General features: G+C 69.1%; 19 protein-coding genes. 3 read left to right on the top strand and 16 right to left on the bottom strand.

The window, feature by feature from the left end; all coding sequences use genetic code 11:
• Positions 1-15 precede the first annotated feature (15 nt).
• The gene (locus tag IEY81_RS18675) at positions 16-588 is read left to right on the top strand and encodes a cob(I)yrinic acid a,c-diamide adenosyltransferase (RefSeq protein WP_189120000.1); all 573 of its coding nucleotides are present in this window, start codon (positions 16-18) and stop codon (positions 586-588) included.
• Positions 589-598: 10 nt separating this feature from the next.
• Here IEY81_RS18675 and IEY81_RS18670 read toward each other — a convergent pair whose 3' ends face one another.
• Positions 599-1579, bottom strand: a complete 981-nt coding sequence (locus tag IEY81_RS18670) for a helix-turn-helix domain-containing protein (protein ID WP_189119999.1) — start codon at positions 1577-1579, stop codon at positions 599-601.
• A gap of 376 nt (positions 1580-1955) precedes the next feature.
• On the opposite strand from IEY81_RS18670, the gene IEY81_RS18665 reads away from it, so the two are divergent.
• The gene (locus IEY81_RS18665; protein ID WP_189119998.1) at positions 1956-5117 is read left to right on the top strand and encodes a DEAD/DEAH box helicase; all 3162 of its coding nucleotides are present in this window, start codon (positions 1956-1958) and stop codon (positions 5115-5117) included.
• A 220-nt stretch (positions 5118-5337) separates the two neighbouring features.
• Here the strand turns inward: IEY81_RS18665 and IEY81_RS18660 are convergent, their stop codons facing one another.
• The 15 genes from IEY81_RS18660 to prmC all read right to left on the bottom strand — a co-directional run bounded on the left by IEY81_RS18660 (position 5338) and on the right by prmC (position 18123).
• Positions 5338-6492, bottom strand: coding sequence for an MFS transporter (locus IEY81_RS18660; RefSeq protein ID WP_229787989.1), 1155 nt, complete (start codon positions 6490-6492; stop codon positions 5338-5340).
• 43 nt (positions 6493-6535) lie between these two features.
• A complete protein-coding gene (locus IEY81_RS18655; RefSeq protein WP_189119997.1) occupies positions 6536-7153 on the bottom strand; it encodes a DUF1707 and DUF4870 domain-containing protein in 618 nt (205 codons plus the stop codon).
• Between the two features lie 103 nt (positions 7154-7256).
• Positions 7257-7673, bottom strand: a complete 417-nt coding sequence (locus IEY81_RS18650; protein ID WP_229787988.1) for a DUF2550 domain-containing protein — start codon at positions 7671-7673, stop codon at positions 7257-7259.
• Between the two features lie 51 nt (positions 7674-7724).
• Positions 7725-8117: a F0F1 ATP synthase subunit epsilon gene (locus IEY81_RS18645; protein ID WP_189119995.1), complete on the bottom strand. Its 393-nt coding sequence runs from the start codon at positions 8115-8117 to the stop codon at positions 7725-7727.
• Positions 8117-9553 carry a F0F1 ATP synthase subunit beta gene (gene atpD, locus IEY81_RS18640; protein WP_189119994.1) on the bottom strand — a complete coding sequence of 479 codons (1437 nt, stop codon included), beginning with the start codon at positions 9551-9553 and terminating at the stop codon, positions 8117-8119. Before atpD ends, IEY81_RS18645 begins: the two co-directional genes overlap by 1 nt.
• Before the next feature lie 26 nt (positions 9554-9579).
• On the bottom strand, positions 9580-10506 hold the full coding sequence (locus tag IEY81_RS18635) for a F0F1 ATP synthase subunit gamma (RefSeq protein ID WP_189119993.1): 927 nt from the start codon (positions 10504-10506) through the stop codon (positions 9580-9582).
• 2 nt (positions 10507-10508) lie between these two features.
• Entirely contained in the window at positions 10509-12149 is a 1641-nt protein-coding gene (gene atpA, locus IEY81_RS18630) for a F0F1 ATP synthase subunit alpha (RefSeq protein WP_189119992.1), read from the bottom strand.
• Positions 12150-12227: 78 nt separating this feature from the next.
• Complete coding sequence (locus IEY81_RS18625) at positions 12228-13040, bottom strand: F0F1 ATP synthase subunit delta (RefSeq protein ID WP_189119991.1); 813 nt, start codon at positions 13038-13040, stop codon at positions 12228-12230.
• Complete coding sequence (locus tag IEY81_RS18620; protein ID WP_189119990.1) at positions 13040-13576, bottom strand: F0F1 ATP synthase subunit B; 537 nt, start codon at positions 13574-13576, stop codon at positions 13040-13042. The genes IEY81_RS18625 and IEY81_RS18620 overlap by 1 nt, the downstream gene beginning before the upstream one ends.
• A gap of 26 nt (positions 13577-13602) precedes the next feature.
• Entirely contained in the window at positions 13603-13806 is a 204-nt protein-coding gene (locus IEY81_RS18615) for an ATP synthase F0 subunit C (protein WP_189119989.1), read from the bottom strand.
• An 86-nt stretch (positions 13807-13892) separates the two neighbouring features.
• Complete coding sequence (atpB, locus tag IEY81_RS18610; RefSeq protein ID WP_229787987.1) at positions 13893-14699, bottom strand: F0F1 ATP synthase subunit A; 807 nt, start codon at positions 14697-14699, stop codon at positions 13893-13895.
• Between the two features lie 113 nt (positions 14700-14812).
• Positions 14813-15229, bottom strand: a complete 417-nt coding sequence (locus tag IEY81_RS18605) for a hypothetical protein (protein WP_189119988.1) — start codon at positions 15227-15229, stop codon at positions 14813-14815.
• Between the two features lie 118 nt (positions 15230-15347).
• Positions 15348-16526: a glycosyltransferase family 4 protein gene (locus IEY81_RS18600; RefSeq protein ID WP_189119987.1), complete on the bottom strand. Its 1179-nt coding sequence runs from the start codon at positions 16524-16526 to the stop codon at positions 15348-15350.
• Positions 16526-17269, bottom strand: coding sequence for an L-threonylcarbamoyladenylate synthase (locus IEY81_RS18595; RefSeq protein ID WP_306341461.1), 744 nt, complete (start codon positions 17267-17269; stop codon positions 16526-16528). The genes IEY81_RS18600 and IEY81_RS18595 overlap by 1 nt, the downstream gene beginning before the upstream one ends.
• Positions 17266-18123 (bottom strand): peptide chain release factor N(5)-glutamine methyltransferase, encoded by an 858-nt coding sequence (gene prmC / locus IEY81_RS18590; RefSeq protein ID WP_189119986.1) that lies wholly within the window; start codon positions 18121-18123, stop codon positions 17266-17268. Before prmC ends, IEY81_RS18595 begins: the two co-directional genes overlap by 4 nt.
• 176 nt (positions 18124-18299) lie before the next feature.
• On the opposite strand from prmC, the gene IEY81_RS18585 reads away from it, so the two are divergent.
• Positions 18300-18893 (top strand): sunset domain-containing protein, encoded by a 594-nt coding sequence (locus tag IEY81_RS18585; protein ID WP_189119985.1) that lies wholly within the window; start codon positions 18300-18302, stop codon positions 18891-18893.
• Positions 18894-18941 lie beyond the last annotated feature (48 nt).

Below are 18941 nucleotides of genomic sequence, written 5' to 3'. Positions count from 1 at the left end.
TCTAGGCTTCGGCGCATGGTCAACCTGACGCGCATCTACACCCGCACCGGCGACGCCGGTGAGACCCGGCTCGGCGACATGAGCCTGACGGCCAAGACCGATCTCCGGCTCGAGGCGTACGCCACCACCGACGAGGCCGGGGCGGCGATCGGTGTGGCACTGGCCCACGGCGGGATCGCCCCCGAGATCGTCACGATGCTGACGACCATCCAGAACGACCTCTTCGACGTGGGCGCCGACCTGTCGACCCCCGTCGTCGAGAACCCCGAGTACCCCCCGCTCCGTGTCGAGCAGGCCTACGTCGACCGGCTCGAGGCCTGGTGCGACGAATACAACGAGACCCTGGAGAAGCTGCGCTCCTTCATCCTCTCCGGCGGCACCGTGGCCGCGGCTCACCTGCACGTCGCGCGCACGGTGGTGCGGCGTGCGGAGCGGGCGGCCTGGGCTGCATACGCCGTCCACGGCGAGACCATGAACAAGCTCGCCCTGACCTACCTCAACCGGCTCAGCGACCTGCTCTTCATCCTCGCCCGCCACGCCAACCGCGAGCAGGGCGACGTCCTGTGGGTGCCGGGCGGCGAGCGCTGACCCGTCGGCGTCACAGCCAGCCGCGGCGCCCGGCCTCGTAGCCGAGCTGGAGGCGGGTGTCGACCTGCGCGCGGTCCATCATCTGGCGCACCCGTCGCTGGACCGTACGCAGGGAGAGCCCGAGCTGCGCGCCGATGGAGGCGTCGGTCAGGCCCGCCAGCAGCAGCGAGAGCACCTTGGTGTCGAGGGGCTCGAGGCGGTCCGCAGCGGTCTCGACGGCGCCCTCGGGCGTGGCGACGAGCTTGGGCGCCGAGCTCCAGATCAGGTCGAAGAGGGCGGTGATCGCGTCCAGCAGACCGCTCGGGTGGAGCAGCAGCGCGTCCTGGACCGTCTTGTGCTCGCTGTTCATCAGCGGGATCAGCGCGATCTCGCGGTCGACGATGAAGGCCCGCAGCGGCACCGAAGGCACCACCCGCAGCTCGATGCCGATCTCGAGCCCGGAGTCGATCGACTCGTAGATGCCCGGGGTGTCGAAGACGGAGCGCTCGAGCACGATGTCGTGGCGTACGCCGCGCTCCAGGGCCGCCCGCTCCGCCTCGTCGGCGTCCTCCCGGGTGACGACGGCGGCCTGCGGCTTCTGCAGAGCCTGGATGCACTTCTTCGCCGAGTACTGCAGCTGGGCGAAGCGCTGCGCGATCGCCTCGGTGCCGTGCACGACGTCGACGACGTCGGCCACGTCCCGGCGCGCGACCGAGCCGCGGTAGAGCCCGGCCAGCTCGGTCATCTCCACCTGGGCGCGGCGCAGGTCGTCCTGCCGCTGGACCAGGAGAGCCCCGAGCGCCACCGCCGGTGGCGAGGCGACGTAGCGGTCCTGGCCCGCCGAGGCCCGGGCGACCAGGCCCTTGCCCTCCAGTGCGGCCAGCACCGCCGAGACCGCGTAACCGTCCAGGTCGGCGGCCTCCGCCAGCTCTTCGAGATTGGCCGACGGCGCACCGACCAGCTGGCGGTAGACCGTCTCCTCGAGGTGGTCGAGTCCGAGCGCATCGAGCATCCGGGGTGCCTTTCCGTGGAGGAGATCGAACGACGCACATCATGGCAGATATACGACACGTCACATTCCCGCCAGGGCGGTTCGACTTGCATTCGCCGTCGACTTGGCCGAAAGTATTCATCGCCACCTCGGTCCGGATCCCCCCGCTCGGATCGAGGTGGCTTTCATTTTGCGCTTCGGGGATGTCCCGATACCTGCGGATTCGGTCGGCTCTCGACGACGGCGCCCGTGCACCTATGCAGACCGCTGAATGCACTCGAGGCATCCGCTGGGCGGCCACTGGTCTAGACCAGTGCCACCGCAACGTACGAGACGCTGCTCACCCCTAGCGCCCACGAAGTCGCAGAACCGGCCTCATGCTGGAAGACTAGGTCGGGTGTCCTTGCTCGAAGCTCTCACGAACGACGTACTCCGCGAGACCTTCGACCCACCCACGATGGAGCGCGGCCAGGCGTACGCGAACGAGGGCCGGGTCGGTGAGCCCCAGGTCAGCGAGATCGGCAGCACCACCCTGCGCGCCACCGCGGAGGTCCGGGGCAGCGGCCCCGCGCCGTACCGCGTCACCCTCAACCTGGAGTACCGCAACTACAGTGCGCGGCTGACCAGCTCGTGCAGCTGCCCGGTCCACAACCGCTGCAAGCACGGCGCCGCCCTCGGCCTCGTCCTCGCCGGCTCGGCGACCTCGCGCGGCCCCTCGTGGGAGACGGAGCTGCGTACGCTGCTGGGCCAGCTCGCCGAGGACAACAAGCCCGAGGAGGACCTGCCGCCGCTGGCCCTCGAGATCGACGTGCACAGCCCGCGCTCGGCCGTCGCCGGCTCCCCCACCGTCGAGCTCCGGCCGATGCGGATGGGCAACCGCGAGCGCTGGGCGAAGACCGGCGCCGACTGGTCCAACATCCCCAGCGCCGTGCCCGGCAAGGACTTCCCGCGCAGCCAGCTACTGCCGTTGCAGGAGCTCGCCCGCCAGCTGCGGCCCGACCGGTTGCTCTACGCCCGCGGCTCCTCGCTCAGCCTCGGCGACTTCGGTGAGCACGCCGTCGGCCTGCTCCGCGACGCGATCCGTGGCGGCGTGACCGTGCTGCCCGGCGAGAACGTACGCGGCGTGGTGATCTTCGACGACCCGCTCTCGCTCGCCGGCGAGCTGCGCCGTGAGGAGGGTGAGGCGGTGCTCCGTTTCGGCCTGGCCCACGGCGAGCGGGTCTACTCCGGCCCGACGGTTCTCCCGATCGGCCGCCCGACCCGCTCTGTCGGTGTGCTCGACGCCGGGGTGCTCCACCTGGGCGACCTCTCCGGCCCGCTCTCCACGCACGCGCAGCGGCTGGTGACGGCTCGGGAGCCGCTGACCGTGCCCGAGGCCGAGATCGGCACCCTGAGCGCGCTGCTGGGCCCGCTGGCTCGGCTGGTGCCGCTGCGCTCCAGCGACGACTCCCTCGACATCCCCGAGCCTCCTGCCCCGCGACTGAGCCTGACCGTGACCTGGCGCAGCTCGACGCATGCCACGCTCGGCTGGACATGGGCCTACGGCGTACGTCACTACCCGGTGGACTCCCGCGAGGACCTCGGCCTGGTGCGCGATCCCGCCGAGGAGGCCGTGCTCCGCGCGAAGGTCTCGGCCGAGCTGCTCCGCAAGCAGGAGGTACGCGACGGCGACGCGCTCGCGCTCGCCATCCACGACCTGCCGGCGCTGCGCGAGATCGAGGGCGTCGACGTCACCGAGGTGGAACGGCCCGACTTCCGCGAGACCGACGACGACCCGGAGATCTCTTTCGAGGTCACCTCGACCGACGGGGACGATCTGCTCGGCCAGGACTGGCTCGACCTGCAGGTGGTGATCCGGATCGGCGGCGAGGCCGTGCCGCTCCCGGACGTCCTCGCGGCGCTCACCCGCGGCGACGACCACCTGATCCTGCCCAGCGGCACCTACATCACGACCGACCGACCCGAGCTCGACCGGCTCCGCAACGTCGTCCAGGCCGCCGGCCAGCTCCACGAGCGCTCCGGCGACGGCATCGCCGTCGGCAAGCACGACCTCGGCGTCTGGGCCGAGCTCGCCGAGCTCGGCGTGGTCGACCAGCAGGCGGCCGAGTGGGTCCAGCGGGCCCAGGCGCTGCGCGACCTGCGTGAGATCCCCCGTCCCGAGCCCACCGGGCTGGCGACCGACCTGCGCCACTACCAGCTCGATGGCTTCCACTGGCTGGCGTTCCTGCACGACCAGGGCCTCGGCGGCATCCTCGCCGACGACATGGGTCTCGGTAAGACGCTGCAGGTGCTGGCCACGATCTCCCACGCGGTGCACGCCCAGCCCGGGCGGCGCGACCCCTATCTCGTGGTGGCGCCGACCAGCGTCGTACCCGCCTGGGTCCAGGAGGCCCGCCGGCACGCCCCCGGACTCCGGGTGAGCACCGTCAGCAAGCGCGTCGACTCGGTGGCCGCGGCCCGCGAGGACGCCGACGTCGTGATCACCACCTACGCGATCCTCCGGCTCGAGCAGGACGCCTTCGCCGGCCGCCCCTGGGCCGGGCTCGTCCTCGACGAGGCCCAGCAGGTCAAGAACCACCAGTCCAAGACGTACGCCGCGGCCCGCCGCATCGACGCCCGCTGGCGCCTCGCGGTGACCGGCACGCCGTTCGAGAACCGGCTCATGGAGCTGTGGGCGCTGCTCTCGATCACGGCGCCGGGGCTCTACCCGAGCCCGCGGATGTTCCGTGACACGGTCGTCTCCCCCGTCGAGAAGTCGGGCGACGACGGCGCGCTGCGCCGGTTCCGCACCCGGCTGCGGCCGTTCCTGCTGCGGCGCACCAAGGAGCTCGTCGCCGACGACCTGCCGCCCAAGCAGGAGCAGGTGCTCGGCGTCGACCTCAACGCGGAGCACCGCAAGATCTACGACGCCCACCTGGCCAAGGAGCGGCAGCGCATCCTGCACCTCCTCGACGACTTCAACGACAACCGGGTCGCGATCCTCAGCGCGCTCACCCGGCTGCGTCAGCTCTCCCTCGATCCCGGCCTCGTCGACCCCGAGGACGACGACGTCGGCTCGGCCAAGCTCGACACCCTGGTCGACCACATCGAGGAGCTCGCCGCCGAGGGCCACAAGGCGCTCGTGTTCAGCCAGTTCACCTCGTTCCTCGGCCGTGCCCGCACCCGCCTGGCCGATGCCGGCATCGACGCCGCCTACCTCGACGGCGCCACCCGCGACCGCGGCGCGGTCATCGAGAGCTTCCGCGACGGCGACGCCCCGGTGTTCCTGATCTCGCTCAAGGCCGGCGGCGTCGGCCTCACCCTGACCGAGGCAGACTACGTCTTCGTGCTCGACCCCTGGTGGAACCCTGCTGCCGAGGCCCAGGCCGTCGACCGCGCCCACCGCATCGGCCAGACCCAGCACGTCATGGTCTACCGCCTCGTCTCCACCGACACCATCGAGGAGAAGGTCATGGAGCTCAAGGAGCGCAAGGCCGAGCTCTTCGCCAAGGTCGTCGACGGCGAGGGCGCCATGGGCTCCACCATCGGCGCCGACGACATCCGCGCCCTCTTCGACTGACCCTCTAACCGCCGAGTCGGCGCAACTGCCCCGGGCTTTCACGCCGAGTCGGCGCAACTGCCCCAGGATTTCACGCCGAGTCGGCGCAACTGCTCCGAGTGGTCACCGAACCTGTTGTGTAGATGGGGCAGATGCGCCGACTCGACGATCGTGAGCGGGACAAACGCGCCGACTCAGTGTCCGTACGTGGGGCAGATGCGCCGACTCGGCGAACGAAGGGTCAGCGGCGGCGGGCTACGGTGGCGGCTAGGGCGGCGGTGGGGAGCATGAGGACGGCTACGACGAGGAGCGCGTTCAGGGTGCCGATCTGGTCGCCTACGGCGCCGAGGATGGGCGGGAAGCCGAGGAAGGCTCCGTAGGCGAGGGTGGAGACCACCGAGACGCGGGCGGCGGCGCTCGTCTCGTCGTCGGCGGCGATGCTGATGCCCAGCGGGAAGCCGAGGGCGGCGCCGAAGCCCCAGAGCACGATGCCGACCAGGGCGAGGCCGAAGGTGCCGGCGAAGACGGCGAGGAGGATCCCGAGCCCGGCGAGCACCGCCGAGGTGATCAGGACCGGCTGGCGGCCGACGCGGTCGATCACCTTGGCGCCGGCGAAGCGGGCGATGCTCATGCAGAGGACGAACGCGGCGTAGCACGCCACCCCGACCCGGTGGCTGACGTCGTAGCCGTCGATCATCGCGAGCGAGACCCAGTCGTTGGCGCTTCCCTCCGCGGCGGCGAAGGCGAGGACCATCAGGCCCAGCAGCAGGGTGTGCGGCGAGCGCCAGGCGGCGATCAGCTCGCGCCGTGGTGAGTGGCCCTCAGGCGGCGCCTCGGCGGGGAGGAACCCGGCGGTCCCCCAGCAGCAGACCGCCAGCGCGACGGCGGCGACGCCGGCGATGTGCCATACGGTCGGCAGCGTGCCGACCAGCGCGATGCCCAGCAGCCCACCGATCACGGTGCCGACGCTCCACATCGCGTGCAGCTGGGGCATGAGGGTCTTGCCGCCCAGCCGCTCGACCGCGGCCCCCTCGACGTTCATGGCGACGTCCCAGACCCCGTAGCCGACGCCGTACGCCACCAGGAACAGTCCGACCAGCCAGACCTGCTCCAACCAGCTGGCCGAGATCGCCACCAGACACAGGGCGGCGACGCAGAGGATCGCGCAGCGGCGTACGACCCGGGCAGCGCCCCAGCGCATCACCAGTCCCCCGGCGAGCGGCAGCGCCGCGACGGAGCCGAGGCCCATCGCCAGCAGCATCAGGCCGACCGCAGAGTTGTTCAGCCCGAGGCTCTCGCGCAGCGCGGGGATCCGGGAGATGAACGTGGCCGACAGCAGCCCGTTGGTGGCGAACGCCACGACCGATCCGGCTTGGGCACGGTAAAGAGGCGTCACACAGGAAGGTTAGTGTGCCTCCGGTCGCATCCACCCCCGGGGATCACTCCGGCTTCTTCTCGTAGGGTCCGCCGCGGCCGAAGAGGGGCAGCACCCACGGCTGGCGCAACGGCGCGCCGGCGAGCGCGATCACCGCGAAGGCGGTCGCCAGGATCCACGCGATCCCGTAGAGCGCGCCACCGAGCCCGAAGGTCACGATCGTGACCGCGAGCAGGGTCAGCTGCAGGTTGAGCGCGCCGGCGGCGTGGTGCTTCACGAACTCGGAACGCTTGCCGACGGTGTAGTAGAGGATCGCGGGGCCGACGACGACCGGCACCCAGGTGGTCGCCTGGGCGAGCGCGGCCAGCAGCCGCTCCTCGGTGGTCGGCGGGGGAAGCAGGTCGCGAGCGGCCTTCGCGGCCGCCGGCGGCGGCGTGGGCTGCGCGACCAGGTCGCGGGTGATCGGCTCGAGGGCTGCGTACGTCTTGGCCTTCATGGTCAGGTCGAACCGGAGGTCGAACTCGGCCTGGTCGAGGCGGCCGTCGGCGTAGGACGCCTTGAGCAGGTCGATCACTCGGTCGCGGTCGGCGTCGGTGCAGCGGAGCTCGTCGCCCGCGGGTGAGACCGGCGGGGTGGGCGGGGTCGGCTGGGCTGGGCTGGGAGTGGGAGCAGTTGAGGACATACCTCAACAATCCGCCGGAGACGGCCTCCGGACAATCAGGGAAGCCCCCGAATGCACGAAGACCGACCCTGGTGTTCCACCAGGATCGGTCAGGAGTGATCGATCAGAAGACGGTCCAGTTGGACCGGATCGGGCGGGACTCGAGCCACGCCTGGAAGCCGATGAGCGTCTGCTGGTCCATGGCCAGGTCGATGAGCTCGCCATGGACCTCGCAGGTCACGATCAGGCTCTCCGGATAGAGGACCAGCTCCTCGATCCCTTCCGGGGAGCGGCTGGAGATGTAAGCGATCTCCACCCGCCGCCAGACCCGCTTCGGCTTGGGCGAGAGCGAGAAGATGCGGAACCACTCCAGTTGGGTGTCGCCGGAGTATCGACCGATGCCGATGACCCAACCGCGCCCGGGACGGGTGTCCCGGACGCGGTGGCTCAGTTCGAAGACGCCGCCGTTGCGGGCGAGCAGACGGCGACGTACGGCGATCCCGATGCCATAGGCGAGGACAAGCAGAAGCGATGCGGCCACAACGGCCAAGACCAGCTCCCACCATGCCATCCGGGTATCGCCCCTCTTTCCCTAGGAGGCCTTCTCGACAGCGCGGATGCGTGCCTCGGCACGACGGATGCGCTTCTCGGCGTCGTCGTTGGTGCCGAGCAGGCGACGGGCCTCCTCGAGCTCGACCTCGGCCTTGCTGAGGTCGATCTCGTGGGCCAGCAGCACGTGCTCGGACAGGATCGAGACACGGTCGTTGGCCACCGAGAGGAAGCCACCGTCGACGGTCGCGATGACCTCGGTGCCCTCCTCCGGAGTGATCTCCACGACCGCGTCGGTGAGAGCCGACAGCACCGGCGCGTGACCGCGCAGGACGCCGACATCACCGTCGACCGTTCGGGCGATGACCATGGTGGCCCCGCCGCTCCAGACCACCCGGTCTGCAGCGACGAGCTCCACCTGAAGTGCGTCCGTCATCAGAGGCTCTTCTGGATCTCGGCCCACTTCGCCTCGACGTCGTCGAGGCCACCGCACATGAAGAACGCCTGCTCGGCGACGTGGTCGTACTCACCGTCGGCGATCTTGTTGAACGCCTCGATGGTGTCCTTGACCGGAACCGTCGAGCCCTCGATGCCGGTGAACTGCTTGGCAACGTAGGTGTTCTGCGAGAGGAAGCGCTGGATACGGCGGGCGCGGGAGACGATGATCTTGTCCTCCTCGGACAGCTCGTCGACACCCAGGATCGCGATGATGTCCTGCAGCTCCTTGTTGCGCTGGAGGATCTGCTTGACGCGGACCGCGCAGTCGTAGTGGTCCTGACCGATGTACTGCGGGTCGAGGATTCGCGAGGTCGAGGTCAGCGGGTCCACCGCCGGGTAGATACCCAGCGAGGCGATCTCACGGGAGAGCTCGGTGGTCGCGTCGAGGTGGGCGAAGGTGGTCGCCGGAGCCGGGTCGGTGTAGTCGTCGGCCGGCACGTAGATCGCCTGCATCGAGGTGATCGAGTGACCACGCGTCGAGGTGATGCGCTCCTGGAGCATGCCCATCTCGTCGGCGAGGTTGGGCTGGTAACCCACGGCCGAGGGCATGCGGCCCAGCAGGGTCGAGACCTCGGAGCCCGCCTGGGTGAAGCGGAAGATGTTGTCGATGAACAGCAGCACGTCCTGGCCCTGGACGTCGCGGAAGTACTCCGCCATCGTCAGCGCCGAGAGGGCCACGCGAAGACGCGTGCCCGGCGGCTCGTCCATCTGGCCGAAGGTCAGGGCGACCTTGTCGTAGACGCCGGCCTCCTGCATCTCGTGGATGAGGTCGTTGCCCTCACGGGTGCGCTCGCCGACACCGGCGAACACGGAGACACCACCGTGGTTCTTGGCGACTCGGGCGATCATCTCCTGGATGAGGACGGTCTTGCCGACGCCCGCACCACCGAAGAGGCCGATCTTTCCACCGGTCACGTAGGGGGTGAGGAGGTCGATGACCTTGATGCCCGTCTCGAACATCTGGGTCTTGGACTCGAGCTGGTCGAAGGCCGGAGCCTTGCGGTGGATGCCCCAGCGCTCCTTGACCTCGACCGTGGCCGGGTCGACATCGAGGATGTCGCCGGTCGCGTTGAACACGTGGCCGAGGGTGGCGTCACCCACCGGCACGGTGATCGGGGCGCCGGTGTCGGTCACGGTGGCGCCACGGACGACGCCGTCGGTCGGCTTCAGCGAGATCGCGCGGACCATGCCGTCACCGATGTGCTGGGCGACCTCGAGCGGCAGGATCGAGGTCTCACCGTTGATGGTGACCTCGACCTCGAGCTTGTTGTAGATGTCCGGCATGGCGTCGACGGGGAACTCCACGTCGACGACCGGGCCGATCACGCGGGCGATGCGGCCCGTCGTGGTCTTCTCGTCAACCTGTGCGGTCATTTTCTAGTCAGTCTTTCTGTGGGTTCTCAGTCGTTCGCAGCCTGGGCGTCGGCGAGCGCGTTCACGCCACCGACGATCTCGCTGATCTCCTGGGTGATGCCGGCCTGGCGAGCCTGGTTGGCGACCCGGGTGAACTTCTTGATGAGCTCGTCGGCGTTGTCGGTGGCCGACTTCATCGCCTTCTGACGCTGAGCCAGCTCGGAGGCGGCCGACTGCAGCAGCGCGAACCAGATCCGGCTCACGACGTACTGCGGGAGCAGCGAGTCGAGCACGGCCTCGGCCGAGGGCTCGAACTCGTAGAGCGGCAGGACGTCACCCTCGGCCGGAGCCTCGGTGCCTTCCACGACCTCCAGCGGCAGCAGGCGTACGGCGGTCGGCTTCTGCGTCATCATGGTGACGAACCGCGTGTAGACCACGTGGACCTCGTCGACGCCGGGAGCGACAGCCTTCTCGGACTCGGTGCCCTCGACGAAGACGTCGATCAGCTTCTCGCCGATCTCCTTGGCCGCGGTGTAGTCCGGGCGGTCCGAGAAGCCGGTCCAGGCCTGCTCCACGGCGCGGCCGCGGAACTTATAGAAGGCCTCGGCCTTGCGTCCGGTGACGTAGAGGTCGATCTCCTTGCCCTCGGCCTTGAGCTTCTCGACGAGGCCCTCGGCCTCCTTGAGCACGCTCGAGGAGTAGGAGCCGGCCAGACCACGGTCGCTGGTGACCACGAGCACGGCGGCGCGGGTGGGCGACTCCGGCTCGGTGGTCAGCGGGTGGTCGACGTTGGAGTAGGTCGCGACCGCAGAGACGGCGCGGGTGAGCTCACGGGCGTACGGCGCGGCCGCATTGGCCCGCTGCTGCGCCTTGATGATCCGGGACGCAGCGATGAGCTCCATGGCGCGCGTGATCTTCTTCATCGACTCCGTCGACTTGATCCGCGCGCGGAGTTCACGCACTGACACGGCCATGGTCAGCCCCGCTTCTGCTTGACGATCTGCTCCTGCTCGACGTCCTCGTCAGCCAGGGCCTCCTCCTTGGCGGAGCCCGGCTTGACCGAAGCACCCTCCGAGGTCTCGAACTGGTCGAGGAAGGAGTCGTAGGCCTCGCCGAGCGCGGTCTCGGTGGAGTCCTCGAACTTCAGGGACTCCCGGATCGCGGAAAGGATGCCCTCGTTGGAGCGACGCAGGTAGTCGATGAACTCCTGCTCGAACTTGAGCACGTCCTCGACCGGGACGATGTCCAGGCGGCCGGTGGTGCCCAGCCACAGCGAGACGGTCATCTCGTCGATCGGGTAGGGCGAGTAGGCCGGCTGCTTGAGCAGCGCCATCAGCCGCTGACCACGGGCCAGCTGCTGCTTCGAGGCCGCGTCCAGGTCGGAGGCGAACATCGCGAAGGCCTCCATCGCGCGGTACTGCGCGAGGTCGACCTTGAGCGAGCCGGTGACGCCCTTGAGCGCCTTGGTCATCGCGGCGCTACCGACGCGGGAGACCGAGACACCGACGTCGATCGCCGGGCGCTGGTTGGCCGCGAACAGGTCGGACTGCAGGAAGATCTGACCGTCGGTGATGGAGATGACGTTGGTCGGGATGAACGCCGAGACGTCGTTGGCCTTGGTCTCGATGATCGGCAGACCGGTCATCGAGCCCGCGCCCATCTCGTCGGAGAGCTTCGCGCAGCGCTCCAGCAGCCGGGAGTGCAGGTAGAAGACGTCACCCGGGTAGGCCTCACGGCCCGGCGGGCGGCGCAGCAGCAGCGACACGGCGCGGTACGCCTCGGCCTGCTTGGTCAGGTCGTCGAAGACGATCAGGACGTGCTTGCCCTCGTACATCCAGTGCTGGCCGATGGCCGAGCCGGTGTAGGGGGCGAGGTACTTGAAGCCGGCGGAGTCGGAGGCGGGAGCGGCCACGATCGTGGTGTACTCCAGCGCGCCGGCCTCCTCGAGGGCGCCACGCACGGAGGCGATGGTCGAGCCCTTCTGGCCGATGGCGACGTAGATGCAGCGGACCTGCTTGTCGGGGTCGCCCGAGTCCCAGTTCTGCTTCTGGTTGATGATCGTGTCGATGGCGACCGTGGTCTTACCGGTCGAACGGTCACCGATGATCAGCTGGCGCTGGCCGCGGCCGATCGGGGTCATCGCGTCGATCGCCTTGATGCCGGTGGCGAGCGGCTCGTGAACCGACTTGCGCTGCATCACGCCCGGAGCCTGGAGCTCCAGCGCGCGGCGGCCGACGGTCTCGATGTCGCCGAGGCCGTCGATCGCGTTGCCGAGCGGGTCCACGACGCGGCCGAGGTAGCCGTCGCCGACGGGGACCGAGAGGACCTCGCCCGTACGCCGGACCGACTGGCCCTCCTCGATCTTGTCGAAGTCGCCCAGGACGACGACACCGATCTCGCGGGTCTCGAGGTTCAGGGCGAGACCGAGGGTCCCGTCCTCGAACTCGAGGAGCTCGTTCGCCATGGCCGAGGGCAGGCCCGAGACCTGGGCGATGCCGTCAGCGGTCCGCGCGACAGTGCCGACCTCCTCGGTCTTCGCCGCCTCGGGCTTGTAGTCCGCGACGTACTTTGCCAGCGCGTCCCTGATCTCGTCGGGACGGATGGTGAGCTCCGTCATCTCTGCCTTCTCTCTCGTTCTTACGTCGAAGTCTGTGTCACACAGGGGTCATACGGCCAGTTGAGCCGTGATGCCGGATCAGCCGGCGAGTGCTCGCTGCGCCCCGTCGAGGCGGCTGGAGATGGTGCCGTCGATGACGTCGTCACCGATCGAGACCTTGATGCCGCCGACGATCTCCGGGTCGACCACGATGTTCAGGTGGACCTCGCGGCCGTACTTCTTCGCGAGGGCTGCAGCCAGGCGGTTGGTGTCCGCCTCCGAGAGCGGAGCTGCCACGCGGACGACCGCGGTGCCTTCGCCCGCGACCGCCGCGGCGACCTTCTGGTATTCACCCAGCGCGGCCGAGGCCGTGCGGTAGGTGCCGGCCAGGGCCTGCTTGGTCAGGGCGACCGTCGCGGGCAGCGCCTTGCCGCCGAGGAGGTCGTCGACCAGCGCGACCTTGTCGTCGGTCGTGCGAGCCGGGTCGGAGAGCGCGTCGCGCAGCTCCGGCGTCTCCTGCACGGCCTGCTGGACCGCGAAGAGCTCGTCGGCAAGGCGCGTGGCCTCGCCACCGGCGCTGCGGACAGCGGCGATCTCGCTGAGTCGCTCGATCGCGTCGCTCAGGTCACCGGCGTGCGTCCAGCGGTGCTTGACCGCCGACTCGACGATGCCGAGACCAGTCGCGTCGACCTTCCCGCCGAACACCTCGCCGACGAGGCCGGTCTTGGCCTCCTGCGGCACCGAGGCGTCGGTGACGAAGCGGCGCAGGGCCGCCTCGGAGCGGAAGGTCTGGGAGACCTCGAAGAGGGTGTCGGCCGCCTTCGCCGCCGCCTCAGGAGAGGCGGAGACAGCGGTCTTCAGCTCCTCGGTCAGGGCGGCAACGGCCTCGGCCGACGCTCCACGGAAGTCCATCAGTGAACCCCTGCCTCGAGGTCAGCGAGGAACCGCTCGACCACACGGCTGGAACGCTCGTCGTCGTCGAGGGACTCGCCGACGATGCGACCGGCGAGACCGGTGGCCAGCGTGCCGACCTCGGCGCGAAGCGAGGTGACCGCCGCCTGGCGCTCGGCCTCGATCTGGGTCTTGCCGTGCTCGACGATGCGCGCCGCCTCGGCCTGAGCCTGCTCGCGCATCTCGGCGACGATCGCCGCGCCCTGCTCGCGAGCCTCCTCACGGATGCGGGCCGCCTCGTGGCGGGCGTCAGCCAGCTGGGCCTCCAGCTGGGCGAGCTTGGCGTCAGCCTCGGCCTGCTTGGCGTTGGCGTTCTCGATGCCGCCTTCGATCGCCGCGGTGCGGTCGGCATACGCCTTCTCGAAGTTCGGAACGATGAACTTCGCGACTCCTACGAAGAGGAGGGCGATGACGATGACACCGAGGATGATCTCCGGCACGTGCGGGACCAACGGATTGATCTCGGTCTCCGCAGCGGTTACCTGGGTAAGGATCATGTCGGAACCTTCAGTAGTTCCCTACGTCAGAGGACGAAGGCGAGAGCCAGGGAGATGATGAAGAACTGCTCACACAGCGCGAAGCCGAGGATCGCGATCGCCTGCAGGCGGCTCTGGGCCTCCGGCTGGCGGGCGACGCCGGCGACGTACGCGGCGAAGATCAGACCGACGCCGACACCCGGGCCGATCGCGGAGAGGCCGAGGCCGATCATGTCTGCGCTGCCACCCATTGTGGTTTCCTTTCGGTTGTGACGCCTTGTGCGTCAGTTGTTGTACGTCGAATTTGGTTTAGCTGTCGGGGTCGAGCCCCAACCGATCAGTGCTCGTCCGCGACTGCACCGGCGATGTACATCGCCGAGAGCAGGGTGAACACATACGCCTGCAGGAACATGATCAGCATGTCCAGGAAGGACACCAGGATGCCGAGCAGGAAGGCGAAGAGGCCGGCCGCCACGCCCTGCCACGCCGGAGCGTAGTGGAGGAGCAGCCACGCACCGCCGATGGAGAACAGCGCCACGAGCAGGTGCCCGGCGAACATGGTCGCGAAGAGACGGATCGCCAGCGTGAACGGGCGCACGATGATGTTGGAGAGGAACTCCAACGGAACCATCATGAGCAGGATCGGGCCGCTGACACCACTGGGCACCGTCTGCAGCTTGAGGTAGCCGACGAAGCCGTGCTTCGCGATGCCGACGATGTTGTAGATCAGCCAGGTGATGGCCGCCAGGGCCGCCGTGTAGCCGATGTGGGACATCGTCGGGAACTGGACGAACGGGATGACCCCGTAGAAGTTGTTGATGATGATGAAGATGAAGACCGTGAAGAGGTACGGCACGAACCTCATGTAGTCCTGAGAGCCGATGATGTCGCGGCCGATGGAGTTGCGGACCATCCCGTAGACGTACTCACCGGCGAACTGCAGACGGCTCGGCACCACGGCAGCCTTGCGTGAGGCGGCGTAGAAGAAGCCGAAGGCGATCACGACGGACAGCAGGACCAGAAGGCTCACCTTGGTCAGAGCCCAGTCGCCGGACCCGACGATCGGCGGGAGGAAGAAGTCCGCAGGCCCCGGGATATGGGGCCCCGACTCCGACGCCATAACGGTGGCGGCAAGCGACTTCACGCTGTCTCCTGTTTGTTCGAACTTACGATTCTGGGTGGCGAGCTCTTGAAGGCTCGGGCATCGTCCCGGCGGCCGCCCCGACGGCCCGGACGATATCAGGCGTTACTGACGGGTCACGAGTCCGCCCCAGGCAGGTCGAAGAGCGGAATCCGCTCGCGTCGCACCAGGAACGCAAAAGTAGTGGTCCATGCGACCGTCAGCGCCATGACCGAGAAGGCTGCGGGACGTACGACAGCATCTCCCCCGGTCTTCGAGACGACCAGCAGAACAACGAAGAGAACCATGCCGGACAACGTGAAGATCCCGACAGCGGCAGGGAGCGACATCGTCGGGGACTTCGCCGCGATCGAGAACATGGTCCATGACCCAGCCGCCAGCACGACGACGGTGGCGATCGATCCGATCGCGGCGCCGGCGAGGCCGCTGGACCCCGAAATCAAGAAGGCCACCGCGAGGGCCGCGAGCACAGCAATCGCGGACACTGCGGCTGAACCTCGCAGCACCTTGGATTTGCTGGTTGCGGTCGTCATCGTCGGCGGCCGTTCTCTCTGGGGGCATTTCACGCGTTCAGGAGCGGATCCGGAACGCTCGTGAAAACTATCACAAGCGGGTTTACGTTCCCTAATCGATCGATCAAGGCAGGCCCCGCTACGCCGGCGGCTGGTGCTCCAGCGGGGTCAGCTCCTCGGGCGCCTCGAGCAGCTTGTCCGTACGCTCGCCGCGGATCTTCGGGAGGACGAAGGTGAGCAGGACGATCAGCGCGGTGGCGACGGCCAGCCCGGTGATCACGACCGGACCGCGGTAGAGGGTCACGAAGACCGACCCGAAGGACATCAGGCCGGCCCACATCCACATGATCAGCACGGCACGGCGCTGGGAGTGGCCGATCTCGAGGAGGCGGTGGTGGAGGTGCTTCTTGTCCGCGGCGAACGGGGAGCGGCCGGCGCGGGTGCGGCGTACGACCGCGAGCACCAGGTCGACCAGGGGCACGACCAGGATCGTCAGTGGCAGCAGCAGCGGCAGGAAGGTGACCAGGAGCGCGGTGGAGGCGTCGAAGGCGTTCACGTTGAGACCGCCGGCGCTGTAGGAGCCGGAGAGCGTGACCGCGCTGGCGGCCAGGATCAGGCCGATCAGCATCGAGCCGCTGTCGCCCATGAAGAGCCGCGCGGGGTGCCAGTTGTGGATCAGGAAACCGACGCAGGCGCCGGCGAGGGCGACGCTCAGCAGGGCCGCGGTGGAGGCGCGGCCGATGTCGTTGATCCGGGTGAACTGGTAGCAGAACAGGAAGAACGCCAGCGCGCCGATGCCGACGACGCCGGCGGCCAGGCCGTCCAGACCGTCGATGAAGTTGACCGCGTTGACCACGGTGATCACCACGAGCCCGGTGAGCAGCGCACCCTGCGCCGGGTCGACGGCGAACTGGGTGCCGTCGGGGAAGGTGATGAAGGTGTACTGCAGGTTGAAGCCCACCAGGATCGCGGTCGCGAGCACCTGTCCGCCGAGCTTGGTGAGGGCGTCGAGCTCGAAGATGTCGTCGACGACGCCCACGACGCAGATCAGGGCGCCGGCGAGGATCACCACACCGGTGTCCTGCAGCACGAAGTCGGGGGCGTCGGCCAGGAACGGCAGCTCACGGGCGACCAGGTACGCAGCGACGAGCCCACCCAGCATCGCGACGCCGCCCATGTAGGGGATCGGCACGGCGTGGACGTCTCGGTCGCGGACCTTCGCGACGGCTCCCGTACGCATCGCGAACTCGCGGGCGACGACGGTGAGCAGGTAGGTCACCACGGCGGCGACCAGGAAGAGGAGGACGTAGGCGCGCATCAGGCTTCTGGGTCGGCGTCGGTGTCGGGCCCGTCGGCGTCCGGACCGTCGGTGTCGGCCGTGGCGGGGTCCGGGTCGCCCGGTCGGCGGATCACGACGCCGTGCTCGGAGATGATCTCGTTGATCTGGTCGATGCTGATCGCGCCCTCGCGGAGGATCTTCGGCTCGTCACCGGTCGCGGCGACGATCGTGGACGCCTCCCCGCCGGGTGACTCGCCCCCGTCGAGGATCGCCTTGACCATCTTGCCGAGCATCTCCTCGGCCTGGTCGGCGTTGGTGGCGGCGGGCTTGGTGGTGCGGTTGGCCGAGCTGGTCGCCAGCGGACCGACCCGGTCGATGATGCGGCGCAGGATGTCGTCGTCGGGGATGCGTACGGCCACGGTCTGACGGGCCTCGCCGAGGTCCCACTGCAGCGAGGGCTGCTGGTGGAAGACGACCGTCAGCGCTCCCGGCCACAGCTCCTCGACGAGGGCGCGCGCCCAGTCGGGGACCCGGGTGGCCAGCGCGTCGAGGGTCGCGACGTTGGAGATCAGGACCGGTGGCGGCATCGAGCGACCTCGCCCCTTGGCCGCGAGCAGCCCCGCCACGGCGCCCTTGTCGAACGCGTCGGCGGCGATGCCGTAGACCGTGTCGGTCGGCACGATCACGAGGTCACCGGCCTGGAGCGCGGCGACAGCAGCGTCGATCGCCTCGGTCTGTTCGTCCTCGGTCGCGATCGGGTAGCGCACAGTCACAGTGCTCATGTTGCCAGTTGTGCCGTCGTGAAGCGCGGACGGCCTGCCAGATCGAGGTGATCGCGCACGTCGACCCACCGTCCGGTGCCGCTGAAGACCGCCGGAGCGCCGCCGTTCTCACCGTCGGGGCCCTGCTCGTCGGCGTGCTCGAAGCCGACCACTCCCCCGGGCCGGAGCAGCTCGGCGGCACGCCTCTCCAGGACTCGGATGGCGTCGAGACCGTCCTGGCCGGAGAAGAGCGCCAGGTCCGGGTCGTGGTCGCGTGCCTCGGCCGCGACGGACTCCCACGCCTCCAGCGGGATGTAGGGCGGGTTGCAGACCAGCACGTCGACCGTGCCATCCAGGTCGGCGAAGGCGTCGGCCATGTCACCCTGCCGCAGGTCGACGCCGGTGCCGGACAGGTTGCGTACGGCCCAGGGGTAGGCGTCCTCGGAGAGCTCGACCGCGTGCACGTCCGCCGCCGGCACCTCGTCGGCGATGCTCTTGGCGATCGCCCCTGACCCGGTGCAGAGGTCGACGACCACCGGGTGGTCGGTCTCGGCCGCGCGCTCGATCGCCCAGCCGGCGAGCAGCTCGGTCTCCGGCCGCGGCACGAAGACCCCGGGACCCACGGCGAGCTCGACATGACGGAAGTACGCCACCCCGGTCAGGTGCTGCAGCGGCTCGCGCTCCGCGCGGCGGGCGAGCAGGTCCGCGTAGGCCTTCTCCTGTTCGTCGGTGACGTCGTCGACGAGGAAGAGGCGGTTGCGGTCGGTGTCGAGGACATGGGCCAGCAGGATGGCCGCATCGGCCTCCGGGCTCTCGACGCCGGCCTCGATCAGCAGTTTTCGGGCACTTGCCAGAAGTGTGCGCGGGGCGGTCATGGGCAACTGCTCCTGAATGTGTTAGTCATGCTTTACCCGGCTGAGGGTAACGTTCGGGCGTCTCATGGGTTCTTCGGGTCATACGGGGGACGCGGGTTTGGCCGCACACCTCGCCGGGTGCAGTGCTGCCCCCACCACCCCACATTCGAGAGATCCCCCGGAAGGAACATCACCCCATGTTGAAGTGGCTCTTGCTGCTTGCACTCATTCTCGTCATCGCCGCCGCCGTCTGGTTCTTCTTCGGACGTTCGGCCCGCAAGGGCGACCAGGCCCCCGCCTCGAACGACGCCGTCAAGGACGAGTCTGCGACCGAGACCTCCGAGAAGGCCGCCGAGGAGGCTCCCGTCGCCGAGGAGACCGCTGTCGAGGCTCCGGCCGTCGAGGCGACCGCCGAGGCTGCCTCGGAGCCGGCTGAGCCGGTCGCGGCGGAGGTCACCGACGCCGACTCGGCCGCTGTCGTCGCCGAGGCCGAGAGCGTCACCGCCGCCGCTGCTGCCTCCGCCGAGGAGACCGCCGTCGAGGAGACCGCTCCGGCCGCTGAGGCGGCTCCCGCCACCGACGGCGCGCCCTACGCCGGCGCCGTGCGGCCTGCTGCCGACGGCAGCAGCCCCGATGCTGCGTACGCCATCAAGGGCAGCAGCGGCAAGAAGTACCACACCACCGCGAGCCCCTACTACGGCCGCACCAAGGCGTCGGTCTACTTCGACTCCGTCGAGTCCGCCGAGGCGGCCGGCTTCGTGGTCGGGTTCAAGAAGAAGGCCAACGCCTGACCCAGCCCCACCCGAAGGCCGCATCCCGATGGGGATGCGGCCTTCCCC

The organism is Nocardioides luteus (assembly GCF_014648595.1).
Classification (GTDB): Bacteria; Actinomycetota; Actinomycetes; order Propionibacteriales; family Nocardioidaceae; genus Nocardioides; species Nocardioides luteus.
Note: the sequence above shows the minus strand (reverse complement) of the source record. Positions and strands in the feature narration are given on the sequence as shown.

Bases quoted from the DNA above. Each gene is read 5' to 3' on its own strand.
- prmC (WP_189119986.1), bottom strand. From the start codon at position 18,123: ATGACCGCCCCGCGCACACTTCTGGCAAGTGCCCGAAAACTGCTGATC.
- IEY81_RS18605 (WP_189119988.1), bottom strand. From the start codon at position 15,229: ATGACGACCGCAACCAGCAAATCCAAGGTGCTGCGAGGTTCAGCCGCA.
- IEY81_RS18645 (WP_189119995.1), bottom strand. From the start codon at position 8,117: ATGACGGACGCACTTCAGGTGGAGCTCGTCGCTGCAGACCGGGTGGTC.
- IEY81_RS18600 (WP_189119987.1), bottom strand. From the start codon at position 16,526: ATGCGCGCCTACGTCCTCCTCTTCCTGGTCGCCGCCGTGGTGACCTAC.
- IEY81_RS18670 (WP_189119999.1), bottom strand. From the start codon at position 1,579: ATGCTCGATGCGCTCGGACTCGACCACCTCGAGGAGACGGTCTACCGC.
- IEY81_RS18615 (WP_189119989.1), bottom strand. From the start codon at position 13,806: ATGGGTGGCAGCGCAGACATGATCGGCCTCGGCCTCTCCGCGATCGGC.
- atpA (WP_189119992.1), bottom strand. From the start codon at position 12,149: ATGACGGAGCTCACCATCCGTCCCGACGAGATCAGGGACGCGCTGGCA.
- IEY81_RS18655 (WP_189119997.1), bottom strand. From the start codon at position 7,153: ATGTCCTCAACTGCTCCCACTCCCAGCCCAGCCCAGCCGACCCCGCCC.
- IEY81_RS18625 (WP_189119991.1), bottom strand. From the start codon at position 13,040: ATGGACTTCCGTGGAGCGTCGGCCGAGGCCGTTGCCGCCCTGACCGAG.
- IEY81_RS18595 (WP_306341461.1), bottom strand. From the start codon at position 17,269: ATGAGCACTGTGACTGTGCGCTACCCGATCGCGACCGAGGACGAACAG.
- IEY81_RS18585 (WP_189119985.1), top strand. From the start codon at position 18,300: ATGTTGAAGTGGCTCTTGCTGCTTGCACTCATTCTCGTCATCGCCGCC.
- IEY81_RS18675 (WP_189120000.1), top strand. From the start codon at position 16: ATGGTCAACCTGACGCGCATCTACACCCGCACCGGCGACGCCGGTGAG.
- IEY81_RS18635 (WP_189119993.1), bottom strand. From the start codon at position 10,506: ATGGCCGTGTCAGTGCGTGAACTCCGCGCGCGGATCAAGTCGACGGAG.
- IEY81_RS18620 (WP_189119990.1), bottom strand. From the start codon at position 13,576: ATGATCCTTACCCAGGTAACCGCTGCGGAGACCGAGATCAATCCGTTG.
- atpD (WP_189119994.1), bottom strand. From the start codon at position 9,553: ATGACCGCACAGGTTGACGAGAAGACCACGACGGGCCGCATCGCCCGC.